Source organism: Salinimicrobium marinum, from assembly GCF_014651535.1.
GTDB classification, from domain to species: domain Bacteria; phylum Bacteroidota; class Bacteroidia; order Flavobacteriales; family Flavobacteriaceae; genus Salinimicrobium; species Salinimicrobium marinum.
Window position 1 is genome coordinate 37,017 of the sequence record NZ_BMXB01000004.1, and the last position, 21,136, is coordinate 58,152.

A 21,136-nucleotide genomic window follows, 5' to 3' on the forward strand; every position below is an offset into this window, starting at 1 on the left:
GGATGGATGAAATAAAAATTTTCGCCCCTGCGACTGTTGCGAACCTTTCCTGCGGATTTGACGTATTGGGTTGTTGCCTGGATACGGTGGGAGATGAAATGCTCATTAGGAAAAACAATTCCCGGGAGGTAAAGATCACTAAAATAACCGGTCAGGATTTGCCTTTGGAAACAGATAAGAATGTTGCTGGGGTTGCTGTAAAAGCAATGCTGGAGAAGTTGAATAGTGATCAGGGGTTTGATATAGAGATCTATAAAAAGATCAAATCCGGTAGCGGAATTGGGAGTAGCGCTGCCAGTTCTGCCGGAGCTGTTTTTGCAGTAAATAAACTGCTGAATGAACCTTTTTCATTGCAGGAATTGATTCCGTTTGCCATGGAAGGGGAGCGGCTGGCGAGCGGAAATGCACATGCAGATAATGTTGCGCCGGCGCTCTTGGGAGGCTTTAGCCTTGTAAAAAGCTACGAGCCGCTGGAAATTCTAAAACTTCCAACTCCGCCGGAACTCCGCATGGTGATTCTGCATCCGTTGATCGAAGTGAACACCAGGGATTCCCGGTCGATCATCAAACAAAGCATCAGCCTTAAAAAAGCAATTAATCAGTGGGGGAATCTGGCGGCACTGGTGAGCGCTTTGTATACCGAAGACTACGGACTTTTGGGTAGGAGCCTGAAAGATGAGATAGTCGAGCCGGTGAGGTCAATTCTCATTCCGTTTTTTGATGAGCTTAAAAAAATCGCCAAAGACCATGGAGCACTCGGCTTCGGAATTTCAGGTTCGGGGCCTTCGGTTTTTGCAATGTGCCGTGGCGAAGAAAAAGCTGAAGAGGTCAAAAAAGCGATTCAGGAGTTTTATCAGGAAAAAGAAATAGAATTCGATCTGCATTTATCGAAGATCGGTAACGAAGGAATAAAAATTTTAGGATAGGATGAGATATTTCAGTTTAAACAATAAAGAGCATTTTTCCAGCTTTGAAGATGCAGTCATCAAAGGCCTGGCACCCGATAAAGGATTATATTTTCCGGAGGAAATCAAGAAGTTACCGGATTCTTTTTTCAGAAATATGGATTCCCTGTCCAAAGCTGAAATTGGATATCACGCCATTGAAAATTTTGTGGGTGATGAAATCCCAAAAGCCGAACTGGATAAGATCATTGAAACGACCTTAGATTTCGATTTTCCCGTGGTGAAGCTAGAGGAGAATGTGAATGTGCTGGAGCTTTTCCATGGTCCTACGATGGCTTTTAAGGATGTGGGCGCACGATTTATGGCCGGTAGCCTTGGTTATTTCATCAAAAAAGGAAATATCGGAAAGGTGACAGTACTGGTAGCAACTTCAGGTGACACGGGAGGAGCCGTGGCCAACGGATTTTTAGATGTGGACGGGATCGATGTGGTGATCCTGTATCCTAAAGGAAAGGTGAGTGAAATTCAGGAGAAACAGCTTACAACCCTCGGCAAAAACATTACTGCCCTTGAAGTAAACGGAGCTTTTGATGAATGTCAGGCTATGGTGAAAAAGGCATTTCTGGATGAGGAGATTCAGCAGAAAAGAAAACTCACTTCTGCAAATTCCATCAATGTTGCGCGGTGGCTACCGCAAATGTTCTATTATTTTCTGGCATACCGTCAACTGGAGCAGAAGGAAAAAGTGGTTTTTTCTGTTCCCAGCGGGAATTTCGGGAATATTTGTGCCGGACTAATGGCTAAGGAAATGGGGGTGCCCATCACTCATTTTGTGGCAGCAAATAATGCCAATGACGTGGTGACCCGTTATCTGGACTCAGAAAAATATGACCCTAAACCAAGCGTGCAGACAATTTCCAATGCGATGGATGTAGGAAGCCCGAGTAATTTTGTCAGGATTCAGGAGCTTTTTAAAAATAATTTTAAGGATCTGAGGAACATTATTTCCTCTTATAGCTTTGATGACGATCAGACTAAATCGGTCATTAAACAAGTGTACGACAAAAACGGGTATGTAATGGATCCTCATGGCGCGGTGGGATACCTGGGGCTTCAGGCTTTTTTAGAAAAGAACCGGGATTATAACGGAGTGTTCCTGGAGACGGCGCATCCTGTAAAATTCTTGGAAACGATTGAAGCTGTTCTGAATAAAAAAATTGAGCTTCCGGAAGATATCAGGGCGTTGAGCCGGAAAGAAAAAAAATCTGAAGAGATTAGGGATTACGAAGAGTTGAAAGCTTTTTTGCTACATTAGTCGCTTGAAGTTTAAAAAGTTGCTGCTCACTCATAATTTCTGAAGCTGGAAAAGTATCTAAACATACTATCAAATTCCTTCACGGGCTATTTTCATTATCTCGTCTCAGAGATAACGAGTCCTGTATGGAACAGTTATTTTTACTGGCTTCTGGGGCTTTCCCTGTTGATATGGTTACTGGAAATTATTATTCCGTGGCGTAGAAATCAGAAAATTTTCAGGAAAGGCTTTTGGCTGGATTCCTTTTATATTCTTTTCAATTTCTTTTTGTTTTCTCTCATTGGATATAACGCCATTTCTAATGTAGGAGTGGCCGTGTTTCATGATTTTCTTAATCTCTTCGGAATGGAGAATGTGGTTGCTTTTAAAGTGCAATCATATCCCGTCTGGGCGCAGTTGCTCATCATGTTGGTCATTGCCGATTTTATACAGTGGAACGTGCACCGGTGGTTACATAAATCAGATTTTCTCTGGAAATTTCATCAGGTGCATCACAGCGTGAAGGAAATGGGATTTGGAGCGCAGTTCCGGTTTCATTTTATGGAAACCGTGATATACAAATCCCTGCAGTATATTCCGCTGGCGATGATTGGTTTTGGGATCAAAGATTTTTTTGTGGTACATATGTTTGCGGTGCTGGTAGGGCATTTAAACCACGCAAATCTGCGTTGGGATTATGGCCCCTTAAAATATATACTTAATAATCCAAAAATGCATATTTGGCATCATAGCCGTGCACTTCCCGAAGACCGGAGAAACGGAGTAAATTTCGGGCTCACATTGAGTCTCTGGGATTATATTTTTAGGACAGCTTATGTTCCTGATTTTACAGATGATGTCAAAACCGGTTTTGAAAATGATGAGGATTTCCCTGAAACTTTTTGGGAGCAGCTTAAATTGCCATTCAAATCCAAAACAAACTAAAAAATTTAAGGCTGCCCGCTAAGGCAGCCTTTCTTTGAATTCGGCTAATTCAAACAAATTATCTTTCTGGCAAAATCATGCCTGTTATTTTCAGTTTCAATTCAATTTTTTCCTTAAAATTATCAGGATTATCAATTTAATAAAATTTAAAGGTAGTTTACTGGTAAAAAATTATAAATTTTTGTGAATTCCTGTTAGACGTATTTTTTACACTAATTCAGATAGAATGGCAGCTGAAAAAGATATGACGCCAATGTTTTTAACAAAAAGTTAAGAAGTCTGCTTTAAAATTTTCCGAAGCGGCGGTTTATTAAACGGAAATCATAAGGATATTTTAGTTAGGAGAGTCCTTTCTTGGGAAATAAGATGCACAAACCATTGGTTCTATGCTTGTTTTAATTTTAATCTAGATTAGGAATTCTAATTGTACCGTGTCGGGATGATTTCGAGTAAAAATTTCAAAGGAAAGGTTTGGTGGGTTGAAAATGGAATATGCAGCACGAAATAGAGGTTAAAGAAGGTTTTTTTCTTAAATTTATACGTGGATAAAAGCAGAAGTCGGCAGGCGTAAAATCTGCTGCTGCTAATTTAATTTATTTACATGGAAAATTTAGATTATGCGAGGCTGCAAATGGCATTTACCTTAGGGTTTCATATCATTTTTGCCTGCATTGGGATGGTCATGCCTTTCTTTATGGTAGTTTCTCATAAAAAGTGGCTGAATACACGAAATCCAATTTATCTACAACTTACGAAATCATGGCAAAAAGGTGTTGCCATATTTTTTGTTACAGGAGCGGTCTCAGGGACCGCTCTTTCTTTTGAACTCGGGATGCTTTGGCCGGAATTTATGAAGCATGCCGGGCCTATTATAGGAATGCCTTTCTCCCTGGAAGGTGCCGCATTTTTCATTGAAGCCATTGCTCTGGGATTTTACCTTTATGGATGGAACAAGATCCCTGAAAAGTTTCACTGGTTTACCGGAATCATTATCGGAATCTCAGGAGTGGCCTCCGGGATCCTGGTGGTATCGGCAAATGGATGGATGAACGCCCCATCAGGATTTGATTACATCAACGGGGAATTCACCAACATAGATCCGGTGCAGGCATTTTTGAATCCGGCATGGTTTACCCAGGCGCTGCATATGACCCTGGCAGCATTTGTAGCCACCAGTTTTGGAGTGGCGGGAGTGCATGCTTTTCAGATCTTCAAAAACAGAAAAGTTGATCTGCATAAAAAAGCATTTAAGATTGCCATTGTTTTTGGAGCCGTTGCAGCCCTTTTGCAGCCGTTAAGCGGAGATCTTTCGGCCAAGGATGTTGCCGAAAGACAACCTGTGAAACTGGCGGCTATGGAAGCCCATTACGTTACCGAGAAAGGAGTTCCCTTATATATAGGAGGAATTGTGGATGAAGAAAACCGACTTGTGTCTCATAAGATAGAGATTCCGAAAGCGCTTTCCTTTCTGGCTTTTGGGGATTTTGATGCAGAAGTTGTTGGGCTGAATGATTTTCCCGATGATGAACTTCCGCCGGTAGCTATTGTTCATTATGCCTTCCAGATCATGGTGGGAATAGGAAGTTTATTAATGCTGGCGGGTATTATTTACTTCATTAGTTTAAAGAAGAAATCCTGGCTGAACAAAAAAGTATACTGGTTGTTCTTTATATTTTTGGCTCCGCTGGGGTTCATAGCCATTGAAGCAGGCTGGGTGGTAACTGAAGTGGGGCGCCAGCCCTGGATCATTCATGGAATTATGAAGACTAAAGATGCAGTAACCCCAATGCCGGGAATGAAATTCAGTTTTTATATGTATCTCATGGTGTACATTATCCTTGCCCTCACTGTCACCTGGTTAATGAACAGGCAAATTAAAGCATTAAATACTTCAAAAGAATAGCTATGTTGTACGTCGTTTTATTCTTTCTCCTTTTCTCCTTTTTTCTCTATGTGCTGCTGGGAGGTGCCGATTTTGGTGCCGGAATTGTGGAACTTTTTACCTCCAAAAAGAACAAAAATATTACCCGTGAAACGATCTACAGGGTTATGGGTCCAATTTGGGAAGCCAATCATATTTGGCTTATTATTCTAATTGTTATTTTATGGATTGCCTTTCCAGTGTATTTTAATGTGATCATTGTATACCTTCATATTCCGTTTACGCTGGTTTTATTGGGTATAACCATGCGTGGGGTGGCATTTATTTTCAGGCATTATGATGCCGTCGTTGATAAGTCGCAGGTACTGTACAACTGGATGTTCCGGATTTCAAGTTTTATTACTCCGGTTTTCCTCGGAATGTCTTTCGGAGCCTTAATAGGAGGGGAAATATTTTTGACTGATGATTATTCTGAAGTCCATTTCGCTGATATTTTTATGACGCCGTGGCTGAATATTTTCACATTCCTAGTCGGATTATTTTATGCGGCACTTTGTGCTTTCCTGGCGTCCACCTTACTAATTGGGGAGACCGTAGGAGAGACCAGAAATATCTTTAGCCGTAAATCAGCTATGTTTACCATCGTCCTTGTGGTCATTGGATTCCTTTTAATTGGTTATGGATATTTAAATGATGTAACTTTCATTCAGGATTTTATCCATAATCCAATCTCCATTGGGGCCGTAGTTTTATCAGGTATTTTGCTTTTTCCGTTATGGAGGTTCATCAGGAATGAGAACAGGATAGGAAGCCGATATTTAGCCGGATTCCAGGTCGTGTTGGTGCTTTTTGCAGCCCTGGTGGCACATTTCCCGTACATCATCATTACCCAAAATAAGGAACTGAGTCTTCTGGAAGGGGTGGCTCCAGATGCTGTTATTCAGAATCTGGCGATTATGCTGCTAATTGGAGGATTTTTCATCCTTCCGGGGCTTTTTCATTTAATGAAATCATTTAAAATGATCAAGGTCTTGGAGAAGTAGCGTGAAAAAAAGTAGGAATTGAAAAGCCGGAACTTTTTTTTGTGCCGGCTTATTTCTCTAAATAATTCATCTCTTTCAGGATTTTAATTAATGGGTATAACTTTTTCTGTTACACCAGTATCTGTGTGATGATTTCTGGTTCATAAAATGTCTTCGATGGGTTCTTCCTCCTTCCTTTAGGACATAGCAATTTTCGATAATTAATCCAACTGTGATCATAATTTCTAATTTTTAAGTTTCTTTGATCCCTCGATACGGGCGCGCCTGTATGCGATTAGTGAGCGTAACGTCTTTTGGTAGTCCAGTTATCTTTCCTGGAAGAGGACGTATTCATAAAGTGTTTTTTCTCGATGGTTTTCATGATGTTCTTTTTTTGATGATTGATGATTTTTTTCTTCAGAATTAATTGGTATAACGTCTTCTGCTTTCCCAGTTGTCCTTTTTGGAAGATGTAGTGTTCAGGAAATGTTTTTTTTCGTTAGTTTTCATGATGTTGATTTTTTAGTGATTGATGAATTTTTTACTCCTGACAAGTGTACGTACCGTCTTTTGGTGGTCCAGCTATGCTTTCTGGATGAGGAGGTATTCAAAAAGTGTTTTTTTTCGTTAGTTTTCATGATGTTGATTTTTTGATGATTGATGAATTTTTACTGCGGATTAGTTGGTGTACCGTCTTCTGCTTTCCCAGTTATCCCTGTTAGAGGAAGTGGTGTTCAGGAAATGTCTTTTCTCGATAATTTTCATGATGGCTGATTTTAAAAGTTATTTATTATAAGCTTAAAAGGATAATCGCATTTTAGGATTCCAAATAGATCTTTCTAAAACTCTTTGATTGAGAATGAATCTGTGAGGGGTAAGACTTCCTTCATTAAAAATGTCTTGATGTTCGAAGATATTGTGTAAAATTCTCATAGTTAGAAGTTTAATAGTTAAGTGATGCTTATATTTAATAGACTGTTCATTTGTTGGTTTGTTACAGTACTGTGTATAAAATAGTACTATATTAACATATTTTTAACTTCGGTGAAATTTTTGAGGTATCCTCAAAATTGCTGATTTCACTGTAAACCAGCCCAATTCACTGGGGGTGACTGAAGGTTTCGAAAAAATATCTGGTTTAATTTTTTATATTTACAAAAAGACCTAAAAAATAACCTTTATAAAAAGCTATGGAAAAAAGATTTAAAGTGAGGGTAAATGAGTCCTTTGAATACGAATTCACCACAGAAGAAATTGCTGCTTTAGATGCCCGTGCCACTACATCTTCAACCTATCACGTTTTAAAGGACAGTCGGTCTTTTGAAGCCCAGATCCTCAAATCGAATTTTCTTCAAAGGGAGTATGAAGTAAAGATCAACTCCTCTACATATAAAATTGAAATTTCCAACGAACTGGATCTTTTGATCAAAGAAATGGGATTATCGATAAGAGCATCGCAGGTGATCAATAATATAAAAGCACCTATGCCTGGGCTCATCCTTGATGTGAACGTTAAGGAAGGGGAGAAGGTAAAAGAAGGAGATTATCTGCTCGTTCTGGAGGCTATGAAAATGGAGAATTCTTTAACAGCTCCAAGAGATGGCATAGTGAAATCTGTTACGGTTAAAGTTGGGCAAACAGTAGAGAAAAATCAGTTATTGATTGAAATGGATGATCCGGCAGAGGGAAATGAATAATGTGATTGTAAAACATCAAATCTGAATTCAGCATTAATTATATGAAGAAAATATTAGTAGCAAATCGGGGTGAAATTGCTTTAAGGGTAATGAAAACAGCTCAGAAAATGGGAATAAAAACAGTTGCCATTTTCTCTACAGCCGACAGGAATGCGCCGCATGTAAAGTTTGCAGATGAGGCGGTTCTTATTGGAGAAGCTGCATCAAATGAATCCTACCTTAAAGGCGAAAAGATCATTCAGGTTGCTAAAGAATTGAACGTTGACGGTATCCATCCCGGATACGGATTCCTGAGTGAAAATGCCTCCTTTGCGGAAGAAGTGGAGAAAAGCGGTATTACGTTTATAGGTCCCGGTTCAAAGGCTATAACCGTCATGGGAAGCAAACTTGCCGCTAAGGATGCAGTGAAAAAATACGATATCCCAATGGTTCCGGGGATTGATGAAGCAATTACAGATGTAGAAAAGGCCAGGTCAATAGCGAAAGAGATCGGATTTCCAATTCTCATAAAAGCATCTGCAGGTGGCGGTGGAAAGGGAATGCGCATTGTGGAAGAAGAAAAAGAACTTGGTGACCAAATGAAGCGGGCCATTAGTGAAGCCGAATCGGCTTTTGGCGACGGATCCGTTTTTATTGAGAAATATATAAGTTCTCCCCGGCATATTGAGATCCAGGTCCTGGCAGATACCCATGGAAATTTTGTGCATCTTTTCGAAAGAGAATGTAGCATTCAGCGGCGTCATCAGAAAGTGGTAGAGGAAGCCCCGTCTGTTGTGCTTACCGAAGAAATTCGTAAAAAGATGGGAGAAGCCGCGATTAAGGTGGCAAAAGCCTGTGACTATGTTGGTGCCGGTACCGTGGAGTTTTTGCTGGACAATGACAAAAATTTTTACTTTCTGGAAATGAATACCCGGTTACAGGTGGAACATCCAGTGACCGAATTTATCTCCGGAATTGACCTGGTAGAACAACAAATAAAAGTAGCCCGGGGTGAAAAACTGAAATTCTCTCAGGATGATTTAAAGATAAATGGACATGCAGTCGAACTAAGGGTATATGCTGAAGATCCTCTAAATGATTTTCTGCCAAGCGTGGGAAATTTGGAACGCTACCGGATTCCGGAAGGGGAAGGTATAAGAGTGGACAATGGTTTTGAAGAAGGTATGGAAGTTCCTATTCATTATGATCCTATGCTGGCCAAGCTTATTACGTATGGTAAGAACAGGGAAGAGGCGATAGAGTTAATGATCAAAGCTATTAAAGCCTATGAAGTAGAGGGAGTGATGACCACCCTGCCTTTCGGAAAATTTGTTTTTGAGCATGAAGCTTTTCGCAGTGGTAATTTTGATACTCATTTTGTGAAGAAGTATTATTCTGCCATAATGCTAAAATCAGAAATAGAAGATGAAGCGAAAATGGCTGCCATAATAGCTTTAAGGCAATATCTAAAAGATCAGGAGCAGTTGAGATTACCCATAAATTAAAAACCAGTTAAAAAATATAAAATTCCAGACCTGAAATGGTTTCAGCAGATTTGGGACTACGTTCAGATATTTTTTGGTGAAAATTATTCAGAAGCAATTATATGAGTAAAAATATACAAAAACTACAAGATAAAATTGCCCAGGCTCATTTGGGTGGTGGTGAAAAAAGAATTGCGAAGCAGCACGAGAAGAAGAAATTAACAGCACGGGAACGGGTTGAATATCTTCTGGATGAAGGTTCATTTGAAGAGATCGGGATTTTGGTAACGCATCGAACTACAGATTTCGAAATGGATAAACAGAAATTCTATGGCGACGGTGTCGTTACCGGCTACGGAACCATTCACGGGCGCCTTGTTTATATATATGCGCAGGATTTTACCGTTTTTGGAGGGGCTTTATCTGAAACTCATGCCGAAAAGATTTGTAAAGTAATGGATCATGCCATGAAAGTGGGCGCACCGGTCATAGGATTGAATGATTCTGGCGGAGCAAGGATTCAGGAAGGGGTAAAATCTTTGGGTGGTTATGCCGAGATTTTCCACCGTAACCAGAAAGCTTCCGGGGTAATTCCGCAGATCTCCGCCATCATGGGGCCTTGTGCCGGGGGTGCAGTATATTCTCCTGCGATAACAGATTTCACCCTGATGGTGGAAGATTCCAGCTACATGTTTGTTACCGGGCCCAACGTAGTGAAAACGGTGACCAATGAAAATGTAACTTCCGAAGAACTGGGAGGTGCAAGCACGCACTCCACAAAATCGGGCGTCACTCATATTACTTCCACCAATGACATTGCATGTCTTGAGGATATAAAATTACTGCTGAGTTATCTTCCGCAGAGTAACAAACATACGCCCGATAAACTTCCTTTTCAGCCCGGAGATGAACATCGGGAAGCTCTGGAAACAATAATTCCTGATAGTTCCAACAAGCCTTATGATATGCACGAGGTGATCAAAGGAATTATTGATGAGGATTCCTTTTTCGAGATCCATAAAAATTATGCAAATAATATCATTGTCGGTTTTGCCAGACTGGGCGGGAGAAGTATTGGAATCGTGGCGAATCAGCCAATGAGCCTGGCGGGAGTTCTGGATGTGGACAGTTCCAGGAAAGCTGCCCGTTTTACGCGTTTCTGTGATTGTTTCAATATTCCGTTGCTGGTGCTGGTGGATGTACCGGGATTTCTTCCGGGAACAGATCAGGAGTGGAACGGGATCATTTTACACGGTGCAAAACTGTTATATGCGCTGAGTGAAGCTACCGTACCAAAAGTTACCTTGATTACACGGAAAGCCTACGGTGGTGCGTATGATGTGATGAATTCAAAACATATTGGCGCCGATCTTAATTTTGCATGGCCAACTGCTGAAATAGCGGTGATGGGTGCAAAAGGTGCCAGTGAGATCATCTTTAGAAAGGAAATAAAGAATGCCGAAGATCCAGAACAGAAATTAGCTGAAAAAGAAGCTGAATACGCAGAATTGTTCGCAAATCCTTTTGAAGCGGCAAAACGCGGATTCATTGATGAAGTTATTATGCCCAGGGATACCCGAAGAAAATTGTTGAAAAGTTTTAGTATGCTTGAGAACAAAGAAGTTCTACGTCCTAATAGAAAACACGGGAATATTCCGCTGTAGAAATATCTGGAATTGAAATTTACTGAATGAAATTTAACAAGATCGTTTGCCTGGACCATACCAAACTTCAGGAATGGGCACTGGAGGAATTGCAACAGCTAAGTGAGCAGGAGATTGAAGTGTACAACGATTATCCTGAAACAGCGGAGGAGATAATCAGTCGCATTGGAGATGCCGAAGCAGTATTGATTTCATGGCAAACAGAACTTTCCGAAGAAATTATTAAGCAGTGTCCTTCCATAAAATATATTGGGATGTGCTGCAGTTTGTATGATGATGCATCTGCAAATGTTGCGGTGACTTTTGCCAGGGAACAAGGTATTACTGTAAAAGGAATCAGGGATTATGGAGATCCCGGGGTTATAGAATTTGTTATTTCTGAAATCATTCGGTTATTGCATGGATTCGGTGAGCATCAATGGAAGGAAATGCCCCTGGAACTTACCGGCAGGAAAATTGGGATCATTGGGCTTGGCACCACCGGAAAAATGTTGGCTGATTGCTTGTTGCCATTTGGTGCCGATCTTTATTACTTCAGCCGAAGCCGGAAAAAAGACTATGAAGCCAAAGGCGTTAAATACCTGCCGTTAAAGGAACTTCTTCAGCAATCGGAAATATTATCTGTACATCTTCCGAAGAATACAAAGATCCTGAGCAAGCAAGAATTTGATGTATTCGGCTCCGGAAAGATCCTGATAAATACGTCTCTGGGGCTGCCATTTGAAGAATCGGCTTTTGAAAAATGGATAAAAGATCCTTCCAGTTTTGCCATTTTTGACGGAGACGGAAAGAAAGAATTAAATGAGAAGCTTTTGAAGTTGACCAACGTAATTTCAGCAGAGAAAAGTGCTGGCTGGTCTGCTGAAACCGAAAAAAGATTGTCGGAAAAAGTACTTCAGAATATAAAAAAGTAACTAATCACTCCTCTTCATTTCCGTTAGAGACATAGAAAGAGGGCAGGGAAATGTGGTATCTTACTACTATAAGCCTAATGGTGATTACAGTTAATGAAGTAGCGATATATAAAAAGTCTCTGTTTACCCCTACATTATAGAGAATTACATAAGCTAAAGCTCCAATGATACAGGCCGTGGCATAAATTTCTTTCCTGAAGATCACCGGTATTTCATTACAAAGAGTATCTCTTATCACCCCCCCAAAAGTACCTGTCATGGCGCCGAGAGCAATGGAAACAATTGGATCTAGCCCATTCTGCACTCCTGTTTCCACACCGGTAATAGTAAAAACTCCCAGTCCAATAGTATCAAACAAAAAAAGTGATTTTCTAAGACGGTTTAAGTATCTTCTAAAGAAGATGGCTAGAAGCACGGTCACTCCAATTGTGTAAATATAAAAGGTCTGTTCCATCCAGATGACCGGGGTACTTCCTGTCAAAACATCCCGAAGGGTACCACCCCCAATGGCAGTTACAAAACCTATGATGAAAATGCCGAAAATATCCAGCTTTTTATGCATGGCCGTTAGTGCTCCCGAAGTAGCAAAAGCTATCGTACCCAAAATGTCGAGAACAAGGAATAAAGACATGCTAAGTTTGTAAAAATGAGCGGCAAAGTTACAGGTAAAAGTGACAAAGCAGGAGGATTTGGATTATTATTTAGAAAATCCTCAGGATTCAGGTCAAAATTTATTGCACACTACTATTCGTCAATAACAAAAGTTAATCGTTTTTACTCTTAACTGTGACTTAAAGTTATTATTTTTACAAAAAATAAAGTTTTACTTACTATGGCCGATAAAATCGAAAGAATAAAATGCTTAATTATAGGTTCCGGACCTGCAGGATATACTGCAGCCATTTATGCTGCCCGTGCAGATATGCATCCGGTAATGTATACAGGACTTGAACCGGGAGGACAATTGACTACTACTACTGAAGTTGATAATTTCCCTGGTTATCCTGAAGGTGTTGATGGTCCTACCATGATGGTACAGCTACAACAGCAGGCAGAACGATTTGGAACCGAAGTGAGAATCGGGATGGTAACCTCTGTTGATTTTAGCAAAGAAGTAGGAGGAATTCACAAAGTGACTGTTGATAATGCGAAAGAAGTGGAAGCCGAAACAGTGATTATTTCTACCGGGGCTACAGCAAAATATCTTGGACTTCCAAGTGAGCAGAAGCTTAGAGGAGGCGGAGTTTCTGCCTGTGCCGTATGTGACGGATTTTTCTATAAAAACCAGGAAGTAGCCATTGTTGGTGGAGGAGATACTGCTGCCGAAGAGGCTACCTATCTTGCAAACATTTGTTCGAAAGTGACCATGTTGGTTAGAGGTGATGAGATGCGTGCTTCAAAAGCAATGCAGCATAGGGTTGCTAATACTCCTAATATTGATCTCAAGTTTAACACCGAAGTAGAGGAAGTAGTAGGGGGGCAGGTAGTGGAAGGTTTAAAAATGATCAATAGTAATACCGGGGAAAGAGAAGAAATTAAGATCACCGGATTGTTTATTGCCATTGGGCATAAGCCGAATACCGAGATCTTTAAAGGTCAAATAGATATGGACCCAACCGGATATATTATTACCAAAGGAAAATCAACCAAAACAAATGCTCCGGGTGTTTTTGCCAGTGGAGATGTTCAGGATAAAGAATATCGCCAGGCGATTACTGCTGCCGGAACGGGTTGTATGGCTGCTTTGGATGCCGAACGCTATTTAGCGGCGGTTGAAAGTAAAGAAGAAGTATCAGCTTAAGAACACTGCTGAAATATATAAAAAGAGGCTGTTTAAAAACTTTTTAAACAGCCTCTTTACATTTTAAGAATGGCAGGATGTTTCACTTTTGGGGTACAAGTAAACCCGGTATTCATTACTTCCGGTTTCTTCCTGACTTACTACAGAGACTTCTATGGTAGGTTCCATTTCTGTAGCTACAGGCATTTCGTGTTCTGGTGCAAGTAGCGCCGGAAACAGAGCAGCCAATAAAGTGTTTAATAAAGTAGCCATTACAATTAAATTTTTATTCTTTCTCTTTTTGCAGAAGATTAACTGAAATAGATTTCTTTAGAGAAATTTTTGCTTAGTTGCTGTTTTTCAGCAATATTACATTTTTCCGATGAAAAATGGATTCTTCTTTTCCTGATAATTTCTGGAAAATCCATAATCATTCTTTTTTAACAGAAATGCTGAAACCATGGCTTCTCCTGAAAATCCGTCGTTACAGTCCACCACCATGGATAGATTTCTGATCTTTCCATCTTCCTGAAACGCAGAACCGGAAAAATCAATATTGATGTTTTTCCTTACACTAAGTTCCTTTGCAATTCGAATTAATTGGGATTTTGTGGTTTCAGCAGTGATCCTTAAACTTGCTGCCTCATCGTTGAGGGAAAAATCGAAGCTTCTGTTGGCAGAACTGGTATCGTTCACTTCCTGATCCCATTCTGTTTCAGATTCGGGAATGCTGTCTTCCTCCTCCCATTCATCACTTGAATTTTCCCAACTTTCTTCATCTATATATTCTTCTTCAGGACAATCGGGGCACTCTGTTCCGTCTTCAGTAATAAGAAGATATTTTTCTTCATCTCCGTTCTTCAGGATATCTCCATACCAGTCAGAATTCCGGTGAAAGTTGTAGGTATTATCATCGGCATACAAAGTGGAACCAACCGGTAAATACAGGGTGATTTGCACTTCCTGGTTACGTAAGTGATTTTGCAGTTCCGAAGTTAAATAAGAATTCAGGATAAGTCTGTTGTTTCTGAATTCCATATCGTATTCAATATTTTCGGCACGTGTTCGGGCATCTCTCAGGTCCCGGCCATCGGCAGATTTCAACACTTCAATCCTTCCGGTGGAATCTTTAGTAGACTTTACAATTAGCCTGACATCGTGAGAAACCATGATCTTACGGTCCTGGTCATCATAACTAATCTTTACGTCATCCCTAAAAGAGGAATAGTTTGGATGGTATCTCATTTCAATTGATAAGGTATCTTCAGAAGTAACAGGGAGGTTTTCTGAAACCAGTACTTCTCCTTCAAATGCTCTTTGGGTAGCCTGCTGAATTCCAATAACAGATAAACCAATGAGTGAAAACAGCCATACTGCCAATAAAACCAATTTTGCGGTGGTCCCAATAGTTCTTAGTTTTCTCATAAGGATCTTTAATCCCAGGATGAAAAGGAAGAAGAACGGAATTCCTACAGCAAAGAAAGTGAGGAGGGAAAGGAGCCATAATGGTGCCCCGATGGCTGCCATTTCTATATAGTCTGTCCAGGGAGCTTCAATGATCCCAAAAGTACCTACGGAAAACAGGCCTATAAACAACCCGATCAAAACTGTTCCTGCAAACAATAACAGGATGATACCTATAAATTTTACCAGTAGATTCAAAAGAAAGGATACCACGTTACCGACAGCCGTTGCTGCAGAATCTGCTCCTTTCCTGGCTTTGTAACCGTACTTTTCGTAGTCTACGTTTTTTACCCTTCCGGTAACGTCGTCGAAACCCTCCTTGATCTTTCGTTCAATATTACTTACAGTCACCGGTTCACCCCTCATTGCCAGTTTATCGGCAGTGGTTTTTGCTTCAGGAACAAAGATCCAGAGGGCGATGTAGATAAGGATAAAACCACCGCTGGAGAAAATGGCGAGTAAGATCCAGATCAAACGGATCCAGATGGCACTAATTCCCAGGTAATGACCCAATCCTGAAGAAACCCCGCTAATATAAGAGTCCTCTGTATCCCTGAACAGCTGTTTGCTGGTCTTGGGAGCCCGGTAGGCAGGTTCATCTTCAAAGATCTCTTCATCTAGTACGTAATCTTCGGGCTGCCCCATGATAGCGATTACTTCTTCAACCTCCCTGATGCCAATAACGTACCGCTCATTTTTCCGTTTTTCACTAAATAATTCAGCAATACGGGCTTCTATATCTGCAATGATCTCTTCACTTCCCTGGGTAGAGGTAAGGGAGCGTTTTATGGTATCAAGGTAATGCTGCAGTTTGGCATAAGCGTCTTCATCTATATGGAAGAATATGCCTGCAAGATTTATATTTACTGTTTTATTCATGACTTTTCTTTTTTTGAGTGGTTACGATGGTTACAGCCGTTTGGAGCTCGTCCCAGGTTGTAGTTAGTTCTTTAAGGAATAATTTTCCCGTTTCTGTGAGACCGTAATATTTTCTCGGTGGTCCGCTGCTGGATTCTTCCCACCGGTAAGTAAGAAGTCCGGCGTTTTTGAGCCTGGTTAGTAATGGGTAAATGGTTCCCTCTACTACCAGAAGTTTTGCGTCTTTTAGGGTTGCCAGTATCTCGGCAACATAGGCATCTTCATCTCGTAATACCGAAAGAATACAGTATTCCAGGACTCCTTTACGCATCTGCGCTTTTGTATTTTCAATCTTCATAAGTCTTCATTTTGAATGTTGTTGAACTGTCCATTTTTTGATTGATTTGATGATGATTCATTTGATGTAACTCCCGGCATCTTCAGTAATGCGTAAAAAGCCGATTCCTGAATTTTACCTGATGATAGTATTGTTAATTTTTAAATAGTTGCTTTGTTGGATGGTTGCTCCCCGGCCTCGTGCGTGGAGGAGATAAAATTTATAGTCAAAGGATATTTATAATATTTCCCTTCACTTGCTGCTATGGTGGCGGCAATCACACATATAAGTTCCAGGATGAACAGGCCCAGTAGCAATACAGCAGAGATGGTAAGTATCATTAATAAAGGAAAAGCCTCGGGAATATTTATTAGCCTTACAAAATCATGTGGTAAAGAAAAATCACCTATAGAGGAAGATAAGCCTGCAATTACAATTCCGGCTAAACCACAACCTGCTACCAAAACCATATAAAAGAAGATGCTCAACTGAAAATTAAGTGCCTGCTTACCATGGTGATCAATGAGTCGGTTATTTTTTCCGGTAGTCCAGATAATGAGTGGAAAAATAAAATTCCCCAACGGAATGATGTATTTCGAAAATGTAGAAATATGTATTAATCCGGAAAGTGTTTGCTGCGATTTGTTGTTCTGTGAATCCATAACCCAATATTTTCTTATACAAATATATGTATAAAAGATAGTAGTGTGCAACACATAGTACCATATAATTTTTAAATATTTTAAAATTTAACATTTTCCACCCGCTTATTTTTAGCTACATTTATGGAAACTTAGAATTATATATGGCTATTGGAATAAAAAAATTGAACACTTTTGTAATGTTTAAATTACCGTCTGCCTGGATTTGCGGGGTTAGGATTAAATCAATTTCCGAAGAGAAATGCAGGGTCGGAGTAAAACACCGCTGGATAAACCAAAATCCGTTTAACTCCATGTACTTTGCCGTACAGGCAATGGCAGCAGAGCTTAGTACCGGTGCTTTGGTAATGGGTAAGATAAAAGATAGTGGTAAAAAAATTTCGATGCTGGTACAAAACAACAATGCTTCTTTTACCAAAAAAGCTACCGGAAGAATTTCTTTTGAATGTGAGGATGGAAATTTGATAGGGGATGCCATTCAAAAAAGTATAGAAACAGGGGAAGGCCAGACCTTTTGGATGAAATCTCTCGGAAAGAATGAAGAAGGAGTAATAGTTTCCACATTTAATTTTGAGTGGACCGTAAAAGTGAAGAACCAATAAAACTTTAAAATATGAATTCCCACGAAATTGACTATGAGATCTTTGGTGAAGAGATGCAGTATGTGGAACTGGAACTGGATCCACAGGAAGCGGTAATCGCAGAAGCCGGAAACTTCATGATGATGGATAACGGCATACGCATGAATACCATTTTTGGAGATGGCTCCAGCCAGAATGAAGGTTTCCTCGGAAAGATCCTGGGTGCCGGAAAAAGGCTGCTAACCGGAGAAAGTTTGTTTATGACAATCTTCTCTAATGAAGATATAGGCAAGAAAAGAATAAGTTTTGCTTCTCCTTACCCCGGAAAAGTAATTCCCATAGACCTTACCGAATTCGGTGGTAAATTTGTCTGCCAGAAAGATGCATTTCTCTGTGCAGCCAAGGGAGTGGCCATTGGTGTAGAATTCAGCAGGAAACTGGGACGTGGATTTTTTGGAGGAGAAGGTTTCATTATGCAGAAACTTGAAGGCGATGGCTTAGCTTTCGTACATTCGGGAGGCACTACTGCTAAAAAGGTACTTCAGCCGGGAGAAAAATTAAAAGTGGATACCGGATGCATCATAGGTTTTACGAAAGATGTGAATTATGATATTGAATTTGTGGGCGGGATAAAGAATACGCTGTTTGGCGGAGAAGGACTTTTCTTTGCTACCTTGACAGGTCCGGGAACTGTCTATGTTCAATCGTTGCCTTTTAGTCGCCTTGCAGGAAGGATTTTAGCAGCGGCTCCACAGGGAGGAGGGAATGATAAGGGAGAGGGAAGTATACTTGGCAGGTTTGGAAATATGATGGATGGGGATAATAGATTTTAACATTGGAAATCTGGGAACATCTTCTTCTAAATGAAAAATTTTTCTTAAATTTAGAAAGAACAAAATAACTTTCTAGCCTATAGGTTAAAACATTACCTAATTCTGACTTATCAATTAAAATTGTCAAATTATGGCGAGAGCGATGTTTGAATACACCAAAACGGTACTCCAAAAAGTAAGTTTTGATGTAACGCTTTTCTGCAAGGAGGTCAAAAAAGCATTTGAAAGATTATTACCTCACGAAATTGAGGAATTAAAACTCTGGATAATTACTTTGACACAGCAGAATCCTCAACTCAATAAGTGTCTAATCCATTTAAATCCTTAAAAAGCGGCATTTAGCCGCTTTTTAATATTTTGGATTAGATAGTTGAGCTCAATTCACATTACCCACATGTTGAGGTTGTAAAGCATCATAGAAATGCTTCCGGAAATATCCATCTATAAAATTTAAACCTTATTTTTTAGAGAGCGGACTTATTATCTGTACATTCTGAAATGCAATAGCACCTTTCACCACACCCGAAATAGTATTTCTCAACGCTTCAACAATCTGCATTTTTAATTCGCTCTTGTTGTAAATTAGACTGACTTCCCGTGCAGGTACCGGCTCTTTAAACATTCTTAAATTTCCTCTTTCATTCTCTCTTACGTCAAGAGTATGTAAATAAGGAAGTAAAGTCATCCCAAGCCCTTCATTTGCTAGTTTTACCATGGTTTCAAAACTACCGCTTTCCAGTTGGAACCGATCTTCATCAGCAGTTCTGGTAGATTTACAGAGATTAAGTATTCCTTCTTTAAAACAGTGGCCGTCTTCCAGAAGTAAAATGTCATCCAGATCCAGCTCTTCCACTGTAAGTTTTTCCTGTGAATGAAGCCTGTGCCCAGGGGGTATGTATCCAACAAACGGTTCATAGTATAAGGGTTGTTCCCTAATGTTATCCAGTTCCAGCGGTGTTGCTGCAATACCAGCATCCAGGTGCCCGTCCCTTAGTCTTTCGATCATGGCCTCGGTGTGAAGCTCCTCGATCTTTAACCGGACTTTCGGATATTTCTTGATGAAGTTGGTAAGAAACATTGGCAGTAAAGTAGGCATGACCGTGGGAATGATTCCCAGACGAAATAAGCCTCCCACAAAGCCTTTTTGCTGATCTACAATATCCTTAATTCTGTCACTTTCATTTACAATATTCCTTGCCTGCTGAACTATTTTTTTTCCGGTTTCGGTAAGTTCTATGGGTTTTTTGCTTCGATCGAAAATTAATACATCCAGTTCGTCTTCAAGTTTCTGGATCTGCATACTGAGAGTAGGCTGAGTAACAAAAACTTTTTGTGCAGCTTTTGTAAAATTCTGATGTTCTGCAACGGCTAAAACATAATGCAACTGAGTTATAGTCATATTCTGAGGCTTAAATTACCTTACAAAGGTATTGTTTTTTTCTATGATGAATAACAAATTTAGGTATGGTATCTATGAGTTTGAAGATCCTATTATTTTCTACAGTAATAGCGCGATGAGAAAAAATTATCATCAGCAAGGTATGCTTAAACTTAATTTTTTAAGTGCAACTTTATATTTCCGGAGAACCGGTTTTGTATGACTATTTTTAATATTTATTGCCTAGTAAGGCATCCCTGTAGTAAGTTCTTCGGTTCCCACGGCGGGTTTCCAGTCGGAATCAGGTTCAAAATAATTCCACAGATAAGCAGAAATCTCCCTGCTCAATTTCCATCCTTCGTTATTATAATTCCAGGATTGATCTTCATTGTCTTTGGTAGTGAAGTAAAAAACGTAATCCCCACCGGCTGCATTTACCATTACCAGCTCCGATCTGGAATCATTTACCATTCCTTGTTTACTTGCCGACTGGATGTATGGTGGAATCTGGGATAAAGCATAATCTGTATAAAAACTATTGGTCATTAACCGGTACATTTCTTCGCTGGCCGCTTTGCTACTTAGTTCCCCGTTTCTCATCTTCACCAGTAAAGAAGCCATTTCCCGTGGTGTAGTTTGACCCCAGCCAAATTTTTCCCAGATTTTCTCCCGTCCTTCTGTTCGTGAGTTTACCCGGGTGTGTTCCAAACCCAGAGAAGCCATATAATTATTGATCTCTTTACCGCCACCCGCCAGTTCCTGACTCCATAAAGCGGTGGTATTATCGCTGTACCCAATCATTAAGGCAAGAGCAGTCCTGAGATCGGTGTTCGTGCTGTCCTTGAAAAACTGCATTAATCCCGATCCACCATAGGTTCTGTCTTCCCTGTATAGCAGCGGTTCATTATATTTATAATCTCCTTTTTCAATTTTTTCAAACACGGTGGTAAGAATAGGTACTTTTACAACACTGGCAGTAGGAAAAACTGAATCTGCATTTATTCCGGCTTCCCTGTTTGTTGCAAGGTGATAGACATAAATACCGACTGTACCTTTAAAGTCTTTGGCGAGCTCTACTAAAGCTTCCTGTAATTCAGTATCAGTCTCAGGTTTTTGAGCTTTAACTTCATTAAAATTACCTGAGCACAGGAAAAAGAGCAGAAATAGGGGGTAGATGTAAATTCGCATAGCTAAAATGGATTATAATCTTACGAATATACAATTAGAATGGAAAATATCTTCTGATTTCTATAGAACCGAAAATTTTTTGGAATTTTCCAGTATTTTCATTTTTCTGAAAGTGCATCTTCCGGTGTAATTCAGGGATTACTATTTAGTAAACCTGCATCAGGAAGGCAACTTTTGCCCAATTGGTTCAAATGTATCTTGAAATCAAAAAAAAGGCTGCCTAAAACCACTTTTTTCGTCAACCTGAACTTGTTTCAGGTTCGAACCAA

The 21,136-nt window shown here is 40.0% G+C and carries 20 protein-coding genes; 13 read left to right on the forward strand and 7 right to left on the reverse strand.

Features of this window, described 5'->3' with window-relative positions; translation table 11 throughout:
- The first annotated feature begins 2 nt into the window (after positions 1-2).
- From IE056_RS07620 to IE056_RS07660, 9 genes are all read left to right on the forward strand, one after another.
- Complete coding sequence (locus IE056_RS07620; protein ID WP_189604108.1) at positions 3-926, forward strand: homoserine kinase; 924 nt, start codon at positions 3-5, stop codon at positions 924-926.
- 1 nt (position 927) lies between these two features.
- Positions 928-2,220 carry a threonine synthase gene (gene thrC / locus IE056_RS07625; protein ID WP_189604109.1) on the forward strand — a complete coding sequence of 431 codons (1,293 nt, stop codon included), beginning with the start codon at positions 928-930 and terminating at the stop codon, positions 2,218-2,220.
- 45 nt (positions 2,221-2,265) lie between these two features.
- Positions 2,266-3,144: a sterol desaturase family protein gene (locus IE056_RS07630; RefSeq protein ID WP_189604240.1), complete on the forward strand. Its 879-nt coding sequence runs from the start codon at positions 2,266-2,268 to the stop codon at positions 3,142-3,144.
- Between the two features lie 601 nt (positions 3,145-3,745).
- Positions 3,746-5,047: a cytochrome ubiquinol oxidase subunit I gene (locus tag IE056_RS07635; RefSeq protein ID WP_189604110.1), complete on the forward strand. Its 1,302-nt coding sequence runs from the start codon at positions 3,746-3,748 to the stop codon at positions 5,045-5,047.
- Positions 5,048-5,049: 2 nt separating this feature from the next.
- A complete protein-coding gene (locus IE056_RS07640; protein WP_189604111.1) occupies positions 5,050-6,069 on the forward strand; it encodes a cytochrome d ubiquinol oxidase subunit II in 1,020 nt (339 codons plus the stop codon).
- Between the two features lie 1,169 nt (positions 6,070-7,238).
- Positions 7,239-7,745, forward strand: coding sequence for an acyl-CoA carboxylase biotin carboxyl carrier protein subunit (locus IE056_RS07645; protein ID WP_189604112.1), 507 nt, complete (start codon positions 7,239-7,241; stop codon positions 7,743-7,745).
- Between the two features lie 41 nt (positions 7,746-7,786).
- The gene (accC, locus tag IE056_RS07650) at positions 7,787-9,229 is read left to right on the forward strand and encodes an acetyl-CoA carboxylase biotin carboxylase subunit (protein WP_189604113.1); all 1,443 of its coding nucleotides are present in this window, start codon (positions 7,787-7,789) and stop codon (positions 9,227-9,229) included.
- A gap of 101 nt (positions 9,230-9,330) precedes the next feature.
- Positions 9,331-10,872 carry an acyl-CoA carboxylase subunit beta gene (locus tag IE056_RS07655; RefSeq protein ID WP_189604114.1) on the forward strand — a complete coding sequence of 514 codons (1,542 nt, stop codon included), beginning with the start codon at positions 9,331-9,333 and terminating at the stop codon, positions 10,870-10,872.
- Positions 10,873-10,898: 26 nt separating this feature from the next.
- A complete protein-coding gene (locus IE056_RS07660; RefSeq protein ID WP_189604115.1) occupies positions 10,899-11,786 on the forward strand; it encodes an NAD(P)-dependent oxidoreductase in 888 nt (295 codons plus the stop codon).
- Positions 11,787-11,790: 4 nt separating this feature from the next.
- Here the strand turns inward: IE056_RS07660 and IE056_RS07665 are convergent, their stop codons facing one another.
- Positions 11,791-12,417: a trimeric intracellular cation channel family protein gene (locus tag IE056_RS07665; protein WP_189604116.1), complete on the reverse strand. Its 627-nt coding sequence runs from the start codon at positions 12,415-12,417 to the stop codon at positions 11,791-11,793.
- A gap of 201 nt (positions 12,418-12,618) precedes the next feature.
- On the opposite strand from IE056_RS07665, the gene trxB reads away from it, so the two are divergent.
- Complete coding sequence (gene trxB / locus IE056_RS07670) at positions 12,619-13,587, forward strand: thioredoxin-disulfide reductase (RefSeq protein ID WP_189604117.1); 969 nt, start codon at positions 12,619-12,621, stop codon at positions 13,585-13,587.
- 63 nt (positions 13,588-13,650) lie between these two features.
- Here the strand turns inward: trxB and IE056_RS07675 are convergent, their stop codons facing one another.
- The 4 genes from IE056_RS07675 to IE056_RS07690 all read right to left on the reverse strand — a co-directional run bounded on the left by IE056_RS07675 (position 13,651) and on the right by IE056_RS07690 (position 16,887).
- Entirely contained in the window at positions 13,651-13,839 is a 189-nt protein-coding gene (locus tag IE056_RS07675; RefSeq protein ID WP_189604118.1) for a hypothetical protein, read from the reverse strand.
- Positions 13,840-13,935: 96 nt separating this feature from the next.
- On the reverse strand, positions 13,936-15,909 hold the full coding sequence (locus tag IE056_RS07680) for a PspC domain-containing protein (protein WP_189604119.1): 1,974 nt from the start codon (positions 15,907-15,909) through the stop codon (positions 13,936-13,938).
- The gene (locus IE056_RS07685; RefSeq protein ID WP_189604120.1) at positions 15,902-16,246 is read right to left on the reverse strand and encodes a PadR family transcriptional regulator; all 345 of its coding nucleotides are present in this window, start codon (positions 16,244-16,246) and stop codon (positions 15,902-15,904) included. The genes IE056_RS07680 and IE056_RS07685 overlap by 8 nt, the downstream gene beginning before the upstream one ends.
- A 140-nt stretch (positions 16,247-16,386) precedes the next feature.
- A complete protein-coding gene (locus IE056_RS07690) occupies positions 16,387-16,887 on the reverse strand; it encodes a DUF4870 domain-containing protein (protein WP_189604121.1) in 501 nt (166 codons plus the stop codon).
- Between the two features lie 143 nt (positions 16,888-17,030).
- Between IE056_RS07690 and IE056_RS07695 the strand changes: the two genes are divergently transcribed.
- The 3 genes from IE056_RS07695 (at position 17,031) to IE056_RS18470 (ending at position 18,629) form a co-directional block, all read left to right on the forward strand.
- Complete coding sequence (locus IE056_RS07695) at positions 17,031-17,489, forward strand: DUF4442 domain-containing protein (RefSeq protein WP_189604122.1); 459 nt, start codon at positions 17,031-17,033, stop codon at positions 17,487-17,489.
- An 11-nt stretch (positions 17,490-17,500) separates the two neighbouring features.
- A complete protein-coding gene (locus IE056_RS07700; RefSeq protein WP_189604123.1) occupies positions 17,501-18,301 on the forward strand; it encodes a TIGR00266 family protein in 801 nt (266 codons plus the stop codon).
- A gap of 130 nt (positions 18,302-18,431) precedes the next feature.
- A complete protein-coding gene (locus IE056_RS18470) occupies positions 18,432-18,629 on the forward strand; it encodes a hypothetical protein (RefSeq protein WP_229793697.1) in 198 nt (65 codons plus the stop codon).
- 129 nt (positions 18,630-18,758) lie between these two features.
- On the opposite strand, the gene IE056_RS07705 is transcribed toward IE056_RS18470, so the two are convergent.
- Together IE056_RS07705 and IE056_RS07710 are read right to left on the reverse strand one after the other, a co-directional pair.
- Positions 18,759-19,700 carry a LysR family transcriptional regulator gene (locus tag IE056_RS07705; protein ID WP_189604124.1) on the reverse strand — a complete coding sequence of 314 codons (942 nt, stop codon included), beginning with the start codon at positions 19,698-19,700 and terminating at the stop codon, positions 18,759-18,761.
- 222 nt (positions 19,701-19,922) lie between these two features.
- Positions 19,923-20,867, reverse strand: a complete 945-nt coding sequence (locus tag IE056_RS07710; RefSeq protein ID WP_189604125.1) for a serine hydrolase — start codon at positions 20,865-20,867, stop codon at positions 19,923-19,925.
- Positions 20,868-21,136 lie beyond the last annotated feature (269 nt).